At 33.6% G+C, this 19,144-nt stretch carries 17 protein-coding genes; 3 read left to right on the forward strand and 14 right to left on the reverse strand.

Features of this window, described 5'->3' with window-relative positions:
• Positions 1-2 precede the first annotated feature (2 nt).
• Entirely contained in the window at positions 3-797 is a 795-nt protein-coding gene (locus tag CLMAG_RS18615; protein WP_066626128.1) for a DeoR/GlpR family DNA-binding transcription regulator, read from the forward strand.
• Complete coding sequence (locus CLMAG_RS18620) at positions 798-2,288, forward strand: sugar ABC transporter ATP-binding protein (RefSeq protein ID WP_066626129.1); 1,491 nt, start codon at positions 798-800, stop codon at positions 2,286-2,288.
• 246 nt (positions 2,289-2,534) lie between these two features.
• On the opposite strand, the gene CLMAG_RS18625 is transcribed toward CLMAG_RS18620, so the two are convergent.
• From CLMAG_RS18625 to araD, 6 genes are all read right to left on the reverse strand, one after another.
• On the reverse strand, positions 2,535-3,611 hold the full coding sequence (locus CLMAG_RS18625) for a GntR family transcriptional regulator (protein WP_066626294.1): 1,077 nt from the start codon (positions 3,609-3,611) through the stop codon (positions 2,535-2,537).
• A 200-nt stretch (positions 3,612-3,811) separates the two neighbouring features.
• Positions 3,812-5,314, reverse strand: coding sequence for an L-arabinose isomerase (araA, locus tag CLMAG_RS18630; protein ID WP_066626131.1), 1,503 nt, complete (start codon positions 5,312-5,314; stop codon positions 3,812-3,814).
• A gap of 49 nt (positions 5,315-5,363) precedes the next feature.
• On the reverse strand, positions 5,364-6,305 hold the full coding sequence (locus tag CLMAG_RS18635) for a transketolase family protein (protein WP_066626134.1): 942 nt from the start codon (positions 6,303-6,305) through the stop codon (positions 5,364-5,366).
• A complete protein-coding gene (locus CLMAG_RS18640) occupies positions 6,306-7,151 on the reverse strand; it encodes a transketolase (protein ID WP_066626138.1) in 846 nt (281 codons plus the stop codon).
• A 34-nt stretch (positions 7,152-7,185) separates the two neighbouring features.
• Entirely contained in the window at positions 7,186-7,833 is a 648-nt protein-coding gene (fsa, locus tag CLMAG_RS18645) for a fructose-6-phosphate aldolase (RefSeq protein ID WP_066626141.1), read from the reverse strand.
• Between the two features lie 84 nt (positions 7,834-7,917).
• Positions 7,918-8,604 carry an L-ribulose-5-phosphate 4-epimerase gene (gene araD, locus CLMAG_RS18650; protein ID WP_066626149.1) on the reverse strand — a complete coding sequence of 229 codons (687 nt, stop codon included), beginning with the start codon at positions 8,602-8,604 and terminating at the stop codon, positions 7,918-7,920.
• Positions 8,605-9,553: 949 nt separating this feature from the next.
• Between araD and CLMAG_RS18655 the strand changes: the two genes are divergently transcribed.
• On the forward strand, positions 9,554-10,180 hold the full coding sequence (locus tag CLMAG_RS18655) for a hypothetical protein (protein WP_066626156.1): 627 nt from the start codon (positions 9,554-9,556) through the stop codon (positions 10,178-10,180).
• Between the two features lie 125 nt (positions 10,181-10,305).
• Here CLMAG_RS18655 and CLMAG_RS18660 read toward each other — a convergent pair whose 3' ends face one another.
• From CLMAG_RS18660 to CLMAG_RS18695, 8 genes are all read right to left on the reverse strand, one after another.
• The gene (locus tag CLMAG_RS18660) at positions 10,306-11,913 is read right to left on the reverse strand and encodes a xylulokinase (protein ID WP_066626157.1); all 1,608 of its coding nucleotides are present in this window, start codon (positions 11,911-11,913) and stop codon (positions 10,306-10,308) included.
• 547 nt (positions 11,914-12,460) lie between these two features.
• The gene (locus tag CLMAG_RS18665) at positions 12,461-13,264 is read right to left on the reverse strand and encodes an MIP/aquaporin family protein (RefSeq protein WP_066626159.1); all 804 of its coding nucleotides are present in this window, start codon (positions 13,262-13,264) and stop codon (positions 12,461-12,463) included.
• Between the two features lie 53 nt (positions 13,265-13,317).
• A complete protein-coding gene (locus tag CLMAG_RS18670) occupies positions 13,318-14,460 on the reverse strand; it encodes a 1-propanol dehydrogenase PduQ (RefSeq protein ID WP_066626161.1) in 1,143 nt (380 codons plus the stop codon).
• 112 nt (positions 14,461-14,572) lie between these two features.
• Positions 14,573-15,121 carry a BMC domain-containing protein gene (locus CLMAG_RS18675; protein WP_066626162.1) on the reverse strand — a complete coding sequence of 183 codons (549 nt, stop codon included), beginning with the start codon at positions 15,119-15,121 and terminating at the stop codon, positions 14,573-14,575.
• Positions 15,118-16,464: a 4Fe-4S dicluster domain-containing protein gene (locus CLMAG_RS18680; RefSeq protein ID WP_066626163.1), complete on the reverse strand. Its 1,347-nt coding sequence runs from the start codon at positions 16,462-16,464 to the stop codon at positions 15,118-15,120. Before CLMAG_RS18680 ends, CLMAG_RS18675 begins: the two co-directional genes overlap by 4 nt.
• Before the next feature lie 38 nt (positions 16,465-16,502).
• Complete coding sequence (locus CLMAG_RS18685) at positions 16,503-16,784, reverse strand: EutN/CcmL family microcompartment protein (RefSeq protein ID WP_066626164.1); 282 nt, start codon at positions 16,782-16,784, stop codon at positions 16,503-16,505.
• Between the two features lie 45 nt (positions 16,785-16,829).
• Positions 16,830-18,287 carry an acetaldehyde dehydrogenase (acetylating) gene (locus CLMAG_RS18690; RefSeq protein ID WP_066626165.1) on the reverse strand — a complete coding sequence of 486 codons (1,458 nt, stop codon included), beginning with the start codon at positions 18,285-18,287 and terminating at the stop codon, positions 16,830-16,832.
• Positions 18,288-18,321: 34 nt separating this feature from the next.
• Positions 18,322-19,140 carry a flavoprotein gene (locus CLMAG_RS18695; protein ID WP_066626167.1) on the reverse strand — a complete coding sequence of 273 codons (819 nt, stop codon included), beginning with the start codon at positions 19,138-19,140 and terminating at the stop codon, positions 18,322-18,324.
• Positions 19,141-19,144 lie beyond the last annotated feature (4 nt).

Raw genomic sequence — 19,144 nt, forward strand, 5'->3', positions numbered from 1 at the left:
TTATGTTTGCTGTAGAGCGAATTAGATTAATTAAAGAACTTTTAACAGACAAAAAACATATTGATGTTTCAACCCTCAGTTCCCTTCTCAATGTTTCCGAGGTTACTATTAGAAGAGATCTTGAAAAACTAGAGAATCAGGGCTTTCTTACAAGGACCCATGGTGGTGCTGTTATTAATGATACGTCAGTTTATGAAGATATACCTTATGATAGTAATGCAGAAGAAGATCCTTTACTTCAATATAGAAGTGAAATAAGTGATATTGCTGTACAATTAATCGAGGATAATGATGTAATACTACTAAGTCCAGGACCTACAAATTTGCAAATTGCCAAAAAACTTTCGTCTAAAAGGAATGTAACAATTCTTACTAACGATCTTAACATTGCAGGAGAACTTTCAAGCAATGCTGGCAACAAAGTAATTCTACCTGGTGGAGACTTAGATCCTGTTACTCTAAATTTGTCTGGTAAACTAACAGAAGAAAATATAAGAAACTTCTATGTTAATCAAGCTTTTATCGAAGTGGATGGAGTTAGCTTAGCTAGGGGATACACCCTGCAAGATATCAACAAGACTTCTGTTGTAAAAGAGATGCTTAATATTTCTCATCAGAAGATTATTGTATGTCCATATAAAGCTTTTGATTTTATAGCTTTTTCTCAATTAGCCCCAATTTCTATCGCTAATAAAGTAATAACAAATCCACAAATATCTGATAACTATAAAAATTATTTTTTTGAAAATAACATCCAGCTTTTTACTGCTTTTAATACTTATGAGGGTGGTATATAGATGAGTAATGCTCTATTAAAAATTAAAGGTGTAAGCAAAAAACTTTCCGAAAACTTTTCCCTTAAAAATATAGATTTAGATTTAAATGAAGGTGAAGTTCATGCAATCGTTGGTGAAAACGGTTCAGGCAAGTCCAGTATAATGAATATTCTATCTGGACTTCATATAAAAGATAGCGGAAACATTTATATAGATGATGAACTGGTTAACATAAATTCTCCTTTAGATGCTAAAAAGCTTGGTATTACAATGATTCATCAAGAATCTTCACTTTTCGAACATATCAGCATTGCTGAAAATATATTTATAGATAATAACCCTTACTTAAGTAAGAAACTTAAACTAATAGATTTTAGAAAAATATATAGTGATTGTGATACGTTACTTAATAAGTTTGGTCTTAATGTAAGCAGTAAGACTATCGTAAAGCATCTTAGCCCCGCGCAAAAACAAATAGTTGAAATTGCAAAGGCTTACGTTTCCCATGCCAGAATAATTATTATGGATGAACCAACTTCCTCTTTAGGTGAAAACGAAACCTCAATACTATTGGATATTATAAAAGAGTTAAAAAAGCACTACATTTCAATATTCTATATAACTCACAAACTAGAAGAAATAAATAAAATATGTGATAGAGTTTCTACTATGAGAGAAGGAAAAATAACAGGAACTCAATCTATAGAAAATATAAGTATAAATGATATATTCAATATGATAATTGGTTTTGATTCAAATGAGAGATATCCTAAAATAAATTTTAAATTAGGAAACGAGGTTCTAAGGATATCCGACCTAAATTCTGGAGATTTTTTAAAGCAGATAAATCTTTCACTTAGAAAAAAAGAAATCTTAGGAATAACAGGACTGATCGGTTCCGGCGGTACAAAAATAGCGGAATCAATATTCGGAATTAACAAGATCGATTCTGGCAAAATTGTGATTAATGGTATTTATAACCAAATTAATTCACCTTCTGACGCTATTAAGGCCGGTATTGCATATGTAACAGAAGATAGAATTATAAAAGGCCTATTTCCACATCTTAAAGTGTATGAAAATATTTCCGCTGCAAGCATGTATAGAATAAAACATGGATTTATGATAAATGAAAAGTACGAAAAAGAGATAGCTAGATCTTACATGCATAAGCTTGGAATTAAGTCACATAACGTAAATTCTGAAATTTCTCATCTAAGTGGAGGTAGTCAACAAAAAGTGGTACTTGCAAAGTGGATTATGTCAAAGTCAAAAATATTTATTTTTGACGAACCTACCAAAGGTATAGATATAGCATCAAAAGTTGACGTCTATAATCTAATGAATGAACTTTTGCAAAAGGGAGCAGCCATAATACTAATATCCTCGGACCTACATGAGCTTATGGGCATGTGTGATAGAATAGCGGTGCTATCTAAAGGAAGAATTATAGATATCTTATCAAAACAGAACTTTTCTACAGAAAAAATACTTGAGCTTGAAACTCAATAGTATCTATGAAGTGGAAACTTGAATCAGATAGAGTTTAAAACTCCACCTGATTCTTAGTTGAGCGAATCCAGGGACGTAGCCGCTCGCAACGTACACTTTGAAGAAGATGGGAGTATTAGAGCGGGTAGTCATCGGATAAAAAGTAAAATTTACATAATGAACAAAACTAGGCTTTACATATAAATTTTCAAACTGATAAATTTATATGTAAAGCTATTTTAGGTTTATATTTTCTCCAATCATCTATCAAATGCTCCTACAGGAGTTTCTAACTATTAGCTCAGGTTTATATACATAGTTGTTTTTATCAACTTTTCTCTCAATTACATCCAGTAACATCCTTACTGCTTTTCTTCCCATATCTATCTTAGGATGTTTTATAGTAGTTAACTTAGTCTCCGTTGCAATAGCAAGACTTGAATCGTCATAGCCTATAATTGATATATCTTCAGGCACTCTAAGATTGCAATCTCTCACTGCTTGAATTACCTGAAATGCTATTTTATCATTATAGCAAAAGAATGCAGTAGGTTTATCATTTCTAGCCAGAACATTACTTGTAAATTCATAGGCATAAGAATTTAACTCTTTAGTTGTATAATTACCAATAAAATCATAATTAATATCAACATTAAATTCATTTAATGCTTTAATATATCCAAGGCGTCTATTTACTCCTTGCATATCATCACTCTTGAAAATGCCACATATTTTTCTATGACCTAATTGCAGTAAATACTTAGTAGCAATATATCCTCCCTCTAAATCATCCATTGTTAGGTATGAACAATCCAATTCATCATACTTAGCATGAAACATAACGTAAGGAATATTATTTTTATCCAATTCTCTAAAATAATTAATATTTACATTTTCTAAGGCACTCAAGGTAGGTTCTATTATAACACCATCAAAGTCTCCATCAACGATTTTTCTAAGACATTCTGCTTCTTTATTCTTATCATTATTAGTATTAAAAAGAGATAAAGTATGTCCGAATGAACTTAAGACATCTTCTACACCGCTTATAATTCCTGGAAAAATATAGTCAGATATATAAGTTGTAACTATAGCTATTTTCCGACTTGTTTTCTTTTCTATACTATAGCAGCAGAACGTCCCCTTGCCTTGTTCTCTTTTTATAAAACCATTATTTTCTAAATTATCTAATGCCTTTCTTACCGTGTGTCTACTTACATTAAATGCTTGTACTATTTCATTTTCAGTAGGAATCTGTTCCATGTATTTTATAGCACCTGAGTATATTTTCTTAATAAAATGCTGTTCTATCATTGAATATTTTGTAGTCGAACTATTTTCCATAATTTTTTTGGTTCTCCCTTCAATTGTACGTACAATCAATAGTTTTATTTTACTATCTGCAACAACTTTAATCAATAAAATATATAAACATAGTACATATTTATATATTTTTAATATTGACTGTACTGTAAATATTTTGAAGAAGGTTGTTCTAAAAGCATTTTTAGAACAACCTTCTTTAAAACTACATATACTGAAAGTTAACGAAAGCGATAGCCCCATGCAACTTCATTCCATCTAAGTTCATTACGGAACTTAAGTGGGTCAGTATCTTTATTTATAACTACACATTCAATGCCTGCAGCTTCTGCATAATCAACTAACTGCTGAGCAGTTACATCATATGAGTAAGAAGTATGATGAGCACCACCAGCCATAATCCAAGCTTCTGCAGCTACAGCAAGTGAAGGTTGTGGTCTCCAAAGTACACTTGCAACTGGCAGATTTGGCATCTTATTTTCAACCTTTACAGCATCAACTTCGTTAACTATTAGACGGAAACGATTTCCCATATCTATTAAGGAAGCACAAACTGCTGGACCCTCTTTAGCTTCAAATAGTAAACGTGCTGGCGCCTCTTTTCCTCCAATACCAAGTGGTTTTACATCAATTTTAGGACGGCTAGATGCAATTGAAGGACATATCTCAAGCATATGTGCACCTAATATCAGTTCTTTTCCAGCTTCTAAGTGGTAAGTATAGTCTTCCATAAGGGATGTACCACCAGTAAGCCCATCTCCCATAATCTTCATTACACGTACTAGTGCAGCAGTTTTCCAATCTCCCTCAGCTCCAAAACCGTATCCTTGAGCCATTAAACGTTGAGCTGCAAGTCCTGGAAGTTGTTTTATTCCATTCAAGTGTTGGAAGTTTGTAGTAAACGCAGTGTATCCACCTTTTTCAAATAACGCTTTCATTCCAAGCTCAATTCTTCCTTGTTCACGGATTGAATTACGGAAAGCACCAGCTTTACGTCCTTCTTCTGGAATTTCGTATAATTGATCATATTCATCCATAAGAGCATTTAGATCTGATTCAGATACAGCATCTACGTATTCTACAAGATCGCCTATTCCATAAGCATCAACATACCAACCTAATTTAATTTGAGCTTCAACTTTATCGCCTTCAGTTACAGCAACGTCACGCATGTTGTCCCCTATTCTTGCAACTTTAAGCTGACGTCCTTCCTGGTATCCTACTGCAACACGCATCCATGACCCAATGTTTTCTACCACTTCAGGGTTCTGCCAGTATCCTACAACTATCTTACGATTTAGGCCCATTCTAGCACCAATAAATCCATGTTCACGGTCACCATGAGCTGATTGGTTAAGGTTCATGAAATCCATATCTATGCTATTCCATGGAATTTCTCTGTTATATTGAGTGTGTAAGTGAAGGTATGGTTTAGTTAATGCTGATAATCCCGCAATCCACATTTTTGAAGGTGAGAAAGTATGCATCCAAGTGATTATACCAGCACAAGAATCGTCTGAACTAGCATCTACACATATTTTACGGATAGACTCTGGAGTCGTTACAACTGGTTTGAAAACTATCTCATATGGAAGCTTTCCAGTTTTGTTTAATCCATCTACCATATCTTGTGAATCTCTATCTACTTGTCTCAATACCTCTTCACCATATAAATGCTGACTTCCAGTAATAAACCAAAATACTGATTTTTTAACTTGTAACATAATTAATCCTCCTGTAACCTTAAATATTTGATAAGTGTTATTCGAACTTTTATTTCTTAATTTCTAATACTTGCTTTACACTATTTACAACATCATTACTAGTCAAGTTATATTTTTCAAACAACTGTGCAGGTTTTCCTGATTGTCCAAAAGTATCATTAACTCCAACTATTCTCATTGGTACCGGATATTTTTCTACAACTACTTCAGCAACTATACTTCCAAGCCCACCCATAACGTTGTGTTCATCTACAGTTACTATAGCTCCGGTTTCTTGAGCTGCTTTAATTATTATATCCTTATCTACAGGTTTTAATGTGTGAAGGTTTATTACTCTAGCGCTTATATTCTCTTTTTCTAAAGTTTCAGCAGCTTTAAGCGCTTCGAATACCATTATTCCTGTAGAAATTATAGTTACGTCCTTACCCTCTCTCAAGGTTACTCCTTTTCCAAGCTCGAACTTGTATGTGCTTTCATCATTTATTACTGGTACACCCATTCTACCTAATCTTACATAGAATGGTCCATCTGTCTGTATAGCCACTTCTATTGCCGCCTTAGTTTCTACTGCGTCAACAGGGCTCAATATAGTAATATTAGGTATAGTTCTCATAATTCCTATATCTTCTAAACACTGATGCGTTGCCCCATCTTCACCAACAGATAATCCTGCATGAGTAGCACATATTTTTACATTTAAATTAGGGTAACATACTGAATTTCTTACTTGTTCAAAAGCTCTTCCTGCTGCAAACATAGCAAAGGAACTAGCGAAAACTACATCTCCGCAGGCAGCCATTCCAGCTGCAGTAGATATCATGTTTGACTCCGCAATTCCTGCATCAAAAAACCTTTCCGGAAACGCTTTTTTAAAGATTCCAGTTTTTGTTGCTTCTGCTAAATCAGCATCAAAAACAAAGAATTCATATTTATTCCCTAGTTCTGCTAAAGCCTTACCGTAAGCCTCTCTTGTTGCTATTATCTCTGACATTTAAAGCACCTCCAATTTAGAAATCAACTCATCTAATTCTCTAATAGCTTGATTATACTGTTCTTCATTAGGTGCTGAACCATGCCACTTAGCTTGATTTTCCATGAAGGATACATTTTTCCCCTTCGTTGTCTTACATATTATAGCGGTAGGCTTTTCTTTTATTTCTTTTGCGTTTTTTATAGCTGAATCTATTTCATCATAGTTATGTCCATCTATCTTTATAACATTCCACCCAAAGGCTTCAAATTTTTTATCAATCGGTTCTGAATTCATAACTTCACAGGTAGGTCCATCAATCTGGAGTCCGTTAACATCAACAAATGCAATAAGATTGTCTAATTTGTAATGCGCAGAAAACATAGCAGCTTCCCAAATTTGCCCCTCTGCTATTTCACCATCTCCTAAAGCAGCATAAACTGTATAGTTCTTATTGTGTACTTTTCCTGAAAGTGCCATGCCGCTAGCAGCAGATAAACCTTGCCCTAATGATCCTGAGGACATATCTACTCCCTTAATATACTTCATATCTGGATGTCCCTGTAAAACACTATCAATACTTCTAAAGCCTTTTAAATCCTCAACTGGGAAAAAACCTCTTTCTGCTAAAACTGCATATAGGGCTGGAGAACAATGCCCTTTAGATAATACAAATCTATCTCTATCTTCCCATTTACTATTATTTATATCTATATTCATGTTGTTAAAATACAATACTGTCAGCACATCTGCTATAGAAAGCGAACCTCCTGGATGTCCAGATTTAGCCCTGTATACCTGCTCTACTATATCTTTTCTTACCTTAATAGCTATTATAGCCAATTCTTTTTCTTTACTTTTATCCATTTGTATCCTCCTAACAGTTATACTCTTTTAGTTATTACTTTTTAGGCACACTTTCCCAATCCTTTAAAAACTTCTCTATGCCTATATCTGTTAAAGGATGTTTTGCCATTTGAACAATTACATTATAAGGAATTGTTGAAATATCGGCTCCTAATTGAGCAGCTTCGATTACATGTAGAGGATTTCTTACGCTAGCACAAATAATTTCTGTTGGTATATTATAAGCCTTAAATATAGTTGATATTTCTTTTATTAATGTCATTCCTACTGATCCAATATCATCTAATCTTCCTAAAAATGGACTTACATAAGTTGCTCCTGCTCTTGCTGCAAGTAAAGCTTGTGTTGAAGAGAATATTAGTGTAACATTTGTTTTTATTCCTTCAGCAGTAAGAACTTTTACAGCCTTTAATCCCTCTATTGTCATAGGAATTTTTATAACAATGTTTTTGTGTATCTTTACTAATTCTCTTGCTTCAGCAACCATTCCATCTTTCTCTAAGCTTATTACTTCTGCACTTATAGGTCCATCTACTATAGTAGTAATTTCTTTAACAACTTCAACAAAATCTCTACCTTCTTTTGCAATTAAAGATGGGTTAGTCGTAACACCACATATAACTCCCATGTCATTGGCCTTTTTTATATCCTCTACATTAGCTGTATCAATAAATATTTTCATCTTTGTTAACCCCCTAATGATATTTTATAATGATGGTTTACAGTGTTCTGCAAACAACCTTTCAGTTATCTTATTTTAGTGATATTATTGTCCGTAGTAAGCATTTTTTCCATGCTTTCTTAGGAAATGCTTATCTAGAAGTACTTTATCCATCGGTTCTCTATTCCCTTTTAAATTAATAGTATTAAACGCCATCTTAGCAACCTGCTCCATTACTACCGCATGATAAACAGCATCCTCCGGACTTGTCCCCCAGCTAAATGGTCCATGTTCGTTTACTACTACACCTGAAACAAATAATGGATCAACATCTTTGAAGGTTTCAACTATTACGTTGCCAGTTTCCTTTTCATATTGACCATTTATTTCTTCAGCAGTCATAGGTCTTGTACAAGGTATTTCACCGTAGAAATAGTCTGCATGAGTTGTTCCAAAGGCCGGAATACTTAAGCCTGCCTGTGCGAAACTAGTAGCCCATTCTGAATGAGTATGAACAACTCCCCCTATTTCTTTGAAGGCATTATAAAGTACAACATGAGTAGGTGTATCTGATGAAGGTTTTAATTTTCCTTCTACTACATTTCCTTTAAGATCTACAACAACCATATCTTCTGCCTTGAGCTTATCATAATCTACACCACTTGGTTTTATAACTATAAGACCTTTTTCTCTATCAATACCACTTACATTTCCCCAAGTGTATATAACAAGGTTTTTTTCAACTAATTCTAAATTTGCCTCAAGCACCTTTTGTTTTAAATCTTCTAACACTTTTTAACCTCCTTACTTTTGCCTGCTTAGCCCTAGAGTTCTATAACAAAAATATTAACCCCTCTTAGACTTATTTTTATAATCGTTTTCATCATTAATAAAAAATTTTACTTCCACAATATAATTTCTGCAAATAAATGTATGCACTTAATCAAAATTTGTACGTACATTTCATATGTTTATAATATCATCTTAGATTAAATTAATCAATACAAATAAACAAAATATTTCATCATTTATTTAATAATTTTTATATATCTAAAGGAATAGGAAAAATTTTACACTTTATTACATTGGTATTAGTTTTATAACTCACTGTTGTATAAATGTATAAAAATACTGATACTACTAGTGCAAGAATTAGACCTATTTTAAGCAGGTTTTTTTTGAAAAATGTCATTTTCATGTACCTTTGAAACTCCTTCATTGAATTTTTCACAATTGAAGCAAGATCTTAATTCAGATGGGGATTCTTTTACCCCATCTGAATTTTAGAGCTGCGAATGCATGGCTTACTTGGCGTTGAACTCCCACTTAAGCAGAGAACCAAAATCTATGATTTTGTGTGAATCACTTACTCCTCTGACGTTAGGAAGAGGAGTTTAATATAAAGTGGGAGACTTACGCCAAGTTAGTCAGGTTAAACATATATATATTTTAATCTTAGATTGTTACAGTTTAGTTACAGCTTAATTACAGTTTTATAACTTTATCTGATAAGTACTTAGATGTAATATCTCTTTGATCTTGTCTTAGCTTTCATCTAATTCAATCTTCAATTGATGAGGTGTAGACTTGAATCAGATTGGAGTATTAGAACAGGTAGTCATCGGATAAAGTGCTTCTGCCACACTTTTGCCTTAGTTCTGTAATATAAATGTAATACTGGGTTTTTATAATAATAAACATACGAAAACATGATATTTAAATATCAAGGAGGAATAGAAATATGAAAAAAATACTAACTCTCGTAACTACTTCAGTAATTTTAATGTCTCTTTTCACAGGTTGTGGCAGTCAAAATAATAGTACAAGCACCCAAGCTAGTACTACTACTACTACTCAAAGCAGCAGTTCTACTACAAGCAATCAAAATAAAAAAATGCCTGATCTTGCTGGGGAAGTTACAGCGATTAGCGGTAGTGAGGTTACATTAAAACTTATTGAACTTCCAGCTATGAATTCAGACAAAAATAGTAAATCACAGGATGGACAAAGCACCAACTCAAGCGCAAGTACTTCAACTCAAAGTACACAGCAAGCTGATCAAAAAACTACTGGAAATGCCCCTAGTGATCAAAGTGGACAAAAACCTAGCGGACAACCTGGTGAAAGACCTAAAATGGAAGTCAAATACACTGGAGAAACTAAAACTATAAAAATTTCTGATGGGGTTTCTATCACTACATTTAACAAAGGTGAAAATGGTGGAACTGAAAAAACTATAACTGTAAAAGACATAAAAGTAGGAGATAGATTAGATATTTCCTATTCAGATAGTAATAAAACTACTATATCTAAAGTTAGTGTTAGAGCAGCACAACAATCTCAGGCTCAGACTCAAAGCCAAAATTAAATAATATGAAACAAAGCCTATATCTTATTTTACATAGTAATTTAAGATATAGGCTTAATTTAATTCTTCTATTCTTTAATTTATTTTCTTTTACAAAAGCTTTCTGTATAGTGTGCCCTCATTAACTATTTAAGATTATATACAGCTGCTCTTTCAATCGCAAGTCCCTTAGTATAACGGTTCATAAATTCATCAAAGCCTGCCACGTCCTTAGAGTCTGGTTCAACTTTTGTACCAACTTGACCTGCAAATATTTTATGTGTTAAATAATCATCTAATGTCTCATTTTCAGCTTTGTTAAGCATATATGAGGCAAGTAATGCCATTCCCCATGCTCCACCTTCTCCGGCAGTTTCCATAACAGAAACAGGAGCATCTATAGCTGCAGCCATAATCTTTTGTCCTACACCTTTAGTCTTAAATAGTCCACCATGACCTAACATTTCATCAACCTTAACGCCTTCTTCTTTAAGAAGAATATCTAAACCAGTTTTTAGTGCACCTAAGGATGTAAATAAATGTACACGCATAAAGTTAGCTAAATTAAATTTACTTTCCGGTGTACGCACAAATAATGGACGTCCTTCTTCAAAACCAGTTATATGTTCACCTGAAAAATAGTTATAGGCTAGTAATCCGCCGCAGTCTGCATCTCCTTCAAGAGCCTTGTTATATAAAGTTGCAAATAACTTATCCATGTCAACTTCCATTCCCATTGACTCGGCAAATTCTCTAAATACGCCAACCCATGCATTAAGGTCCGATGTACAGTTATTACAGTGAACCATAGCTACTAAGTTACCGGTAGGTGTTGTAACTAAGTCGATTTCCTCATATGCTTTTGCCAAATCCTTTTCAAGCACAACCATTGCAAAAACAGATGTTCCAGCTGACACATTACCAGTACGCTTAGCAATACTATTTGTTGCAACCATACCTGTTCCTGCGTCACCTTCTGGAGGACAAAGTGGAATACCCGGTTTCAATTGTCCTGTAACATCTAGAAGCTTTGCTCCTTCTTCAGTAAGAACTCCAGCACTTTCACCAGCTACTAAAGACTTTGGCATGATATCTTCAAGCTTCCATGGAAGGTTTTTAGGAGCAATTAATTCATTGAACTGATTAATCATAGTTTTATTATAGTCTTTTGTGTCTATATCAATAGGAAACATTCCTGATGCTTCACCAACACCTAAAACTTTTTCACCTGTTAATTTCCAATGTACATATCCTTCTAATGTTGTTTGGAATGCGATATCTGATACATGTTCTTCGCCATTTAAAATAGCCTGATAAAGATGAGCTATACTCCATCTTTGAGGAATATGGTAGTTAAATAGCTTAGTCAATTCTTCTGAAGCCTTTTCAGTAATAGTGTTACGCCATGTACGGAATGGTACTAGAAGTTCTCCCTCTTTGTTGAAAACCATATAACCATGCATCATAGCACTAAAACCGATTGCACCAATAGTTGTAAGGGCTACTCCATATTTTTCTTTTACGTCACTGGCCATCTTCTGATAACTATCCTGTATACCCTTCCAAACATCCTCTAAGCTGTAGGTCCAGATATTGTTAATATAGCTATTTTCCCATTCATGGCTGCCGGAAGCGATAGGTGTATTGTCTTCACCAATTAGAACTGCTTTAATTCGGGTTGAACCAAGTTCAATACCAAGCACTGTTTTTCCGTTGATAATGGAATTTTTCATATCATTCATTGCAACACTCATTTTTAATCCTCCATAAAATATCCACAATATTAATATTTATATTTATATTATGTGAATTGATAACTTTTTTAAAACACTTACAAACGTTTTCTTAGCAGATATGTGTTTAGCCCCCAACATATAATGTACGTACAATGTGTTATGGAGCTTTTTCCAATATTTCTGTTACTATTGTTATATTTATATGAATTTATTGCTTGTCCTTTCATAGTTAAACAAGTACTTCAAATATTATCTCTTTATAATAAAATAACATTCATACAAACTAAAAATTTGTACGTACAATTTACATTATCATTTTACTATTAAAACAACAATTAATCAATATGATTTTAGTTAAAATTTAAAACCTTCAGTTATTATAACCAGATGAAAGCTATTCTTTGTTTTCAAATGTAGCTTTAGCTTTTCGACTCATAAAAAAATATGCCTCCCTTGAAATAAACAGTTTTTTATTTTAACTGTCTACCGCAAGGGGGAGCATATCACCAATTTATTCAGATTACACCTTTTATATTTTCATCTTATATACCCGCTATTATGCTTCTTAGCTCTTTTCAATCTCCAGTTCTATTCTAGTAGGTAAATAAAGTGAAATTAATTTTTCATAGATACCTCCACCTAAAATAGCTCCTACAATAGGTGCAAATATTGGTACAATAAGTCCATAGTTATCAGGTCCAAAAGCACTTGTTCCCCATCCTGCTAACACACATAATAATCTTGGTCCAAAATCACGAGCTGGATTCATGGCAAAACCAGTTAAAGGCCCAAAGGAAACCCCTAATAATGCTACCACTAACCCTATAGCTAAAGCTGGCATGCCCGCCTTAGGACAACTGCTATTATTTCCATCAGTCACTGCAAAAATAACTAATACTAAAATAGCTGTTATAAATACTTCTACCATAAAAGCATTAGTCATTGATAATCCTGCTCTAGGAAATGTGCTGAATATTCCTGCTGAGCTCCAGCCAGCTTGTGATGCTCTAATAATATTTTTGCTACTTTCAAATTGTTTTATAGCACTACCATATAATCCATAAACTATTGCCGCTGCTGCAAAAGCTCCTAAAAATTGTGAAACAATATAAGGAATTACTTTCTTCTTATCAAAACCCTTCCATACTGCTAGAGCTATTGTAACCGCCGGATTTATATGAGCTCCAGAAGTAGCTCCAACAACAAATATAGCTATTGTTATAGCTAATCCCCAACATATAGATAATCCCCAAAATGTAACATCTGCCCCTACTGCAACTAGAGATGCTACTACTCCAATTCCAATAAATAATAAAATAAATGTACCCATGAATTCAGCCAAACACTCACCAAATAAGTTATTTTTCATATTATTATTCTCCTCCTGATCATTAACAATTTTATTACCTTATGAAAACAATCTCATTCACCATAAATCTCTTGAAATAATTGCGTTAACTCTTCTTTACTAGGCTTTATTGGATTAGTAGCTGTACACTTGTCATTTAAAGCATCATTTACCATACTTTCTAGCTTATTTAGAAAATCATTTTTATCTATATTTACTTCTTTTAAGTTCATAGGAATATTAGTTGTCTTCATTAATATTTTTATTGCAACAATAATGCTTTTTACTCCCTCACTTATCGAAGAACAAGGCAAACCTAAAATCTTAGACAACTTGGCATATCTTTTTCCTGCTTCTGTTTCTTCTCCTGATTCTAAGTTAGCATTATACTTAATAACATAAGGTAACAAAATCGAATTTGCTCTGCCATGAGGTATATGAAAATTACCTCCTAACGTATGTGCAATGCTATGATTAATTCCTAGAGACGCATTTGTAAATGCCATACCAGCCATACAAGAAGCATTATGTAGTTTTTCCCTAGCTTCTAAGTCTTCTCCATTTTCATAGGCTTTTATCAGATATTCAAATACTATTTTAATTGCTTTTTCAGCAAGAGCATCTGTATAATCTGAGTTATTTGTAGAAACATAAGCCTCAATAGCATGAGTTAAAACATCCATTGCAGTATCTGCTGTTATTTGTGGAGGTACTGTTTTAACAAAATCCGCATCTATTATAGCTATATCTGGAATTATCTTATCATCAACCAATGGAAACTTTGTTGTTCCCATTGTAATTACTGAAAATGAAGTAACCTCAGATCCAGTACCACTAGTAGTTGGAATCGCTATAAATAATGGTTTTTTGTATTCATCTCCACTAGCATTTAAAATTTTAACAGTAAAGAGTATAATGCTTTTTGTAGCATCAATTGATGAACCACCACCTAATGCAATTATTACATCCGGTTTAAAGGTTCTCATTTTATTTACTCCTGCAGCAACAGTTTGGACTGTTGGATCAGGTTTTATCTCTGAAAAAATCTCATATTCCACCTTATTAGCTTTGAAGATATTAGTTATTTTATCTGCAGCACCTGACTTAATCATAAATGGGTCTGTAACTATACACACTCTTTTATTCTTTATATTTTTCAAATATTCTATCGATCCTGTATCAAAACAAATTGTAGGTTTAATGCTAAATGTATTCATATTATCCCTTCTTTTACGTTTATAATATCTATTACTTAGTAGCAGCGGTATCAATACAAACAATAGCCGCTGCAATACCAAAATTACTAGTACTTTTAAGTATGTTAAAAGGCTAAAGCAAGCTCTGAAGTAATTCCTTACTTGGAGCAGCTATTATAGCCTTGTTTACTAACATTCCACTTTCAAGAGCTGTATTTGCTCCTACTGTTACAGCATTATTAACTGAACTTATGTCACCAGTAAGAGTTATGAAGGCTTTTCCTCCAATTCCAACTCCCAATCTAACTTCTATTAATTCTACATTTGCTGATTTAGCCGCTGCATCAGCAGCAATAATAGCAGATGCAATACTAAAGAATTCCAATACCCCTAAATCTCTTAACTTTTCAACATTACTAGCTGCATTAATCGCAGGTATTACCTGTGGATGAACGTTAGGCACTAATAACTTATTAACTACAGCTTCTCGTCCAGCAGCTTCACCATGGCTAATTGCCGCCTGTACAGCACCTACATTACCTGTAACTAAAATAATGTATTTGCCTGGACAAACAGTTTTAGCTAAAAGTAACTCTACTTCTGCAGACTTAATCATTTCATCTGCAACTTGAATTCCCCTAGCAATACTATTTAATTCTATCAATCCTATAGTTCTTATCATTTTATCACCTCGGCTTGGATAGCTTTTATAGCTATACTATCGCTTATTTCAGAGACTACTCCAGCAATACTTGCATGAACATTTGCTCCCATTTTACCCTCTTCAACTCTGCCTATAAGCTGTCCTTTTTCCACAGTATCTCCAACATTAACAACAGCAGCTGTTGCTGTTCCTATTCCCTGTCTTAAAGGAATCTTTACTTCAATAGGATTTATTTCTTCACCTTCCTGCAGTCTTTGTCTTTTATATCCACTAAGCTGCAATCTAGCTACCAATCTTTCTGTAGGTACTTTTCTATAGTCTCTTAATATATTGCCTGTAAATGTGTTTGTAGTGTTTTCCCACTTTACTCCACTTTCTCTTAATTTACCTTTTACATAGACATTGATACGCTTAGGCGATAATCTCATAGGACACGCGTACATTTCACATACTCCACACTCACAACATATTATTGCCTGCTTTAAAACATCCTTATTATCTTCATTTAATGCAACACTTCTCATGATTTTATGAGGATTTATTGGATGTCCAATTAGGTTTCTAGGACACATGTCTGTACAGAAATGACATTGTATGCAAGCAGACTTAGCTTGGTTCTTCATATGGTCAATAGTCATTTTTTCCCTTTCAGCTAAATAGTGATCTGCAGGTAGTACTATAATGGCACCATCAGTCTTTGTAATAACTCTACTCTCGATCTGATCCTTTGACATTCTTTTTCCCATCATAGGCCCCCCCATTATTATGGCATAATCTCTAGTAATTACTCCGCCGCACTTTTCTAAAATTTCTTTAACTGTTGTACCTATAGGCACTTTGACAATGGAAGGTTTAGATACTTCACCTATAACCGTAACAAATTTATATGTCACAGGTTTATCCTGCATAGCTTCATATATATTAAATACAGTACCAGAATTTGAAACCACAGCACCAACATTCAAAGGAATTCCTGCTGGTGGTATTGTTCTTCCTGTTACTTCATAAACTAAAACCTGCTCATCTCCAGCTGGATAAAAGGCTCTGCTTAAATGGAGCTTTACCCTAGAATTAAACTTTCCTATAGATGCCCTTAATGCCTGTATCTCATCTTTATACTCTTCTTTTAATCCTATTACCAAGTGTTCTGCTCCAATTGCCTTGCCGATTTCTTCTACTGCCTGTACTATTTCATCATTCTTGTTTCGCATCATATATTTATCCGATTGAAGTAATGGTTCGCATTCCAATCCATTCACTATAAAATACTCAACCTTGCAGTTTAGCTTAACATGAGTAGGGAAACCAGCTCCACCGGCTCCTATAATTCCAGCCTGTCGAATCTTCTCAAGTAAATCCACGCTTACACCTCCTTTTTTACTAGGTTAACAGCTTTCTACTACTTATATCTTTCATCTACTTCAACAGAATCAATAATACCCACAATAGCTGCATCAGCTGGAATTCTTTTATCTTCATATATGGCTCCTGTTGAACTACCCTTAACTAAAAGAACATTATCCCCTATACCTGCACCGGCTGTGTCTACAGCAACTATAGAGTTACTTTCAATAACGTTTTTATTATCATCAATTAGTCTAACTAATAGAAGCTTTGCACCAATAAGTTTTTCACTTTTTTGAGTTGATACAACATTACCAACTACTTTTGCCAAATACATAACTAAATACCTCTTTAACTAGAATTTTTACTTGATTGTTCAATTTTAAGAGTTTAACTTTAACAAAAGACTTCTAACAATGTTTTCAAGGGCATCTTCTGATATACTCTCTAATGCTTTTTCAGGCTCTTCGCCTTTTAATTCTTCCAGTTCCTTAACTCCATAAGCCAGTCTCCTAATATTTAATAGATTCATTGGACCAACATTATCTGAGGTTGCACTTCCACCTACTGCACCGCATCCTAATGTTAAAGCAGGCACAAGATTTGTTGTTCCACCAATTCCACCAAGTGCTCCAGGAGTATTTACAAGTAATCTTGACACAGGTTTCTTAAGTAAAAACTCCCTTATCACGTCATCGTTATTTGAGTGGATTACTAAAGTATGCCCCTTTCCCTCATTCATCAATATTTCAATACATCTGTCACAAGCCTTTTCCCAATTTTCTTCACAATAAAATGCCAATATTGGAGCAAGTTTTTCTCTTGAGTAAGGATTATTTTTTCCTACTGTATCTTGTTCAGAGATTAACACTTTTGTGCACTCTGGTATGTCTAAACCTGCTAGTTCAGCTAATGTTTGTACACTCTTTCCTACTATTTGTGGATTCATTGTTCCATTGGCTCTTAATATAAACTTACCTAATCTATCAGACTCAGCTTTATCTAAAAAATATGCTCCCTGTTTCTTTAACTCTGCCACAATCTCTTCCCTACTGCAGGCCTCTATAACGATTGATTGCTCTGATGCACAGATTACACCATTGTCAAAGGTTTTGCTATCAATTATTCTTTTAACAGCAAGTTCAGGATCTGCAGATTTTTCAATAAATGCTGGTCCATTTCCAGGTCCAACTCCTATTGCCGGTGTTCCTGAACTATAAGCAGCCTTAACCATTGCTTCTCCGCCAGTAGCTAGTATTAATGCAACATCATTGTGTTTCATTAGTTCATTTGTTCCTTGCATTGAAAGGATAGTCATACATCCAATTATGCCTTCTGGTGCACCAGCTTCTACTGCTGCTTTGCTTAATACCTCTACAGTTTCTATAATACATTTTTTAGCAGTTGGATGTGGTGAGAATACTATAGCATTTCCTGCTTTTAATGCCACTAACGCCTTGTAGATTGTAGTTGAAGTAGGATTTGTTGAAGGAATAAGACCAGCTACAACGCCCATGGGTACAGCCACTTCTACTATTCTTTTTTCTATGTCTTCATTAATGATTCCAACAGTTTTCATATCTTTTATATGGTTATACACGATATTACTTGCAAACTTATTTTTCAATACTTTATCTTCCCATTTTCCAAAACCAGTCTCTTCATTAGCTAACTTTGCAAGTCTCACAGCTTCTGCCTCAGCAGCCTCAGCTATTGCTTTAACAATTTTATCTATCTGTTCTTGAGAAAAATTTTTAAATTGCTCTTGAGCTTTTTTTGCTCTTAAAATAAGATTTCTTGTTTCTTGTACTGATTGTAAATCTCTATCTAATATTTCCATTATTTTCTACCTCCATTTTTTAATTTTTAATAGCTTAACAGAATTCAACTCTAAGATTATTATTGTAAATATAATCTTTAGCTAGAGGAGTAATTATTGTCCCCTTATTTAACCTAATCACACCATCCTCTAAAGTGTGGTTAATATCTTTTACTGTCAAAATAGAAGAATTAAATATAATTCTTTCTTCTTTTTTGTTTTCAATAAGCTTGTTTTGTCTGGCTATATTTTCCTTTTTATTGCTTTCAGTATATCTCTCCGGAATATCAACTTTTTTCTTATCAAAAGGTTGAAGTGATGATTTGTAAAATTTATCCTGAATAGTTTCTCTAAATTCACTTGAGTCAATAAATTTAACCCCAAAACTATCTAATATTTTCTCATGATTTGAAAGCATTGAATTGTAAGCTAAATTACTTGAAAATCCTTCAGAAATGTTAATGGAATTTTGGGAATCATAGCTATCTCTCACAGCAATAATTTCTTTACTAAGCATTATTGCTCGTGCTATACCAATTGTGATAAGGTTATCTTCTATTCCTAGAGCCACTTTACTTAAGGTATTCCTTGTAAGTATAGGAATCAGGATAAACTCCGAGCTCCTTATAGTCTCATTTAACTTATCTTGCGAGTCTATAATTCTACCTTTTAATTTTTCTATTAATCTTTTATCTATAACTGATGCTGCTGCCTCCGACATGACTATGTTATAATCTATTAATTCAAAATCTGATAACGTGCTTATCAGACTTTCTGCATTAACCTTGCCTCCACTTATAAAAATTAATATCTTTTTATTAATTAATGGCAATATTTGTCTAACTATACTTTTTATTATTTCTTCCATATTCATAATA

Origin of the sequence: Clostridium magnum DSM 2767 (assembly GCF_001623875.1) — a bacterium.
In the GTDB taxonomy this organism is placed as follows: domain Bacteria; phylum Bacillota; class Clostridia; order Clostridiales; family Clostridiaceae; genus Clostridium_AM; species Clostridium_AM magnum.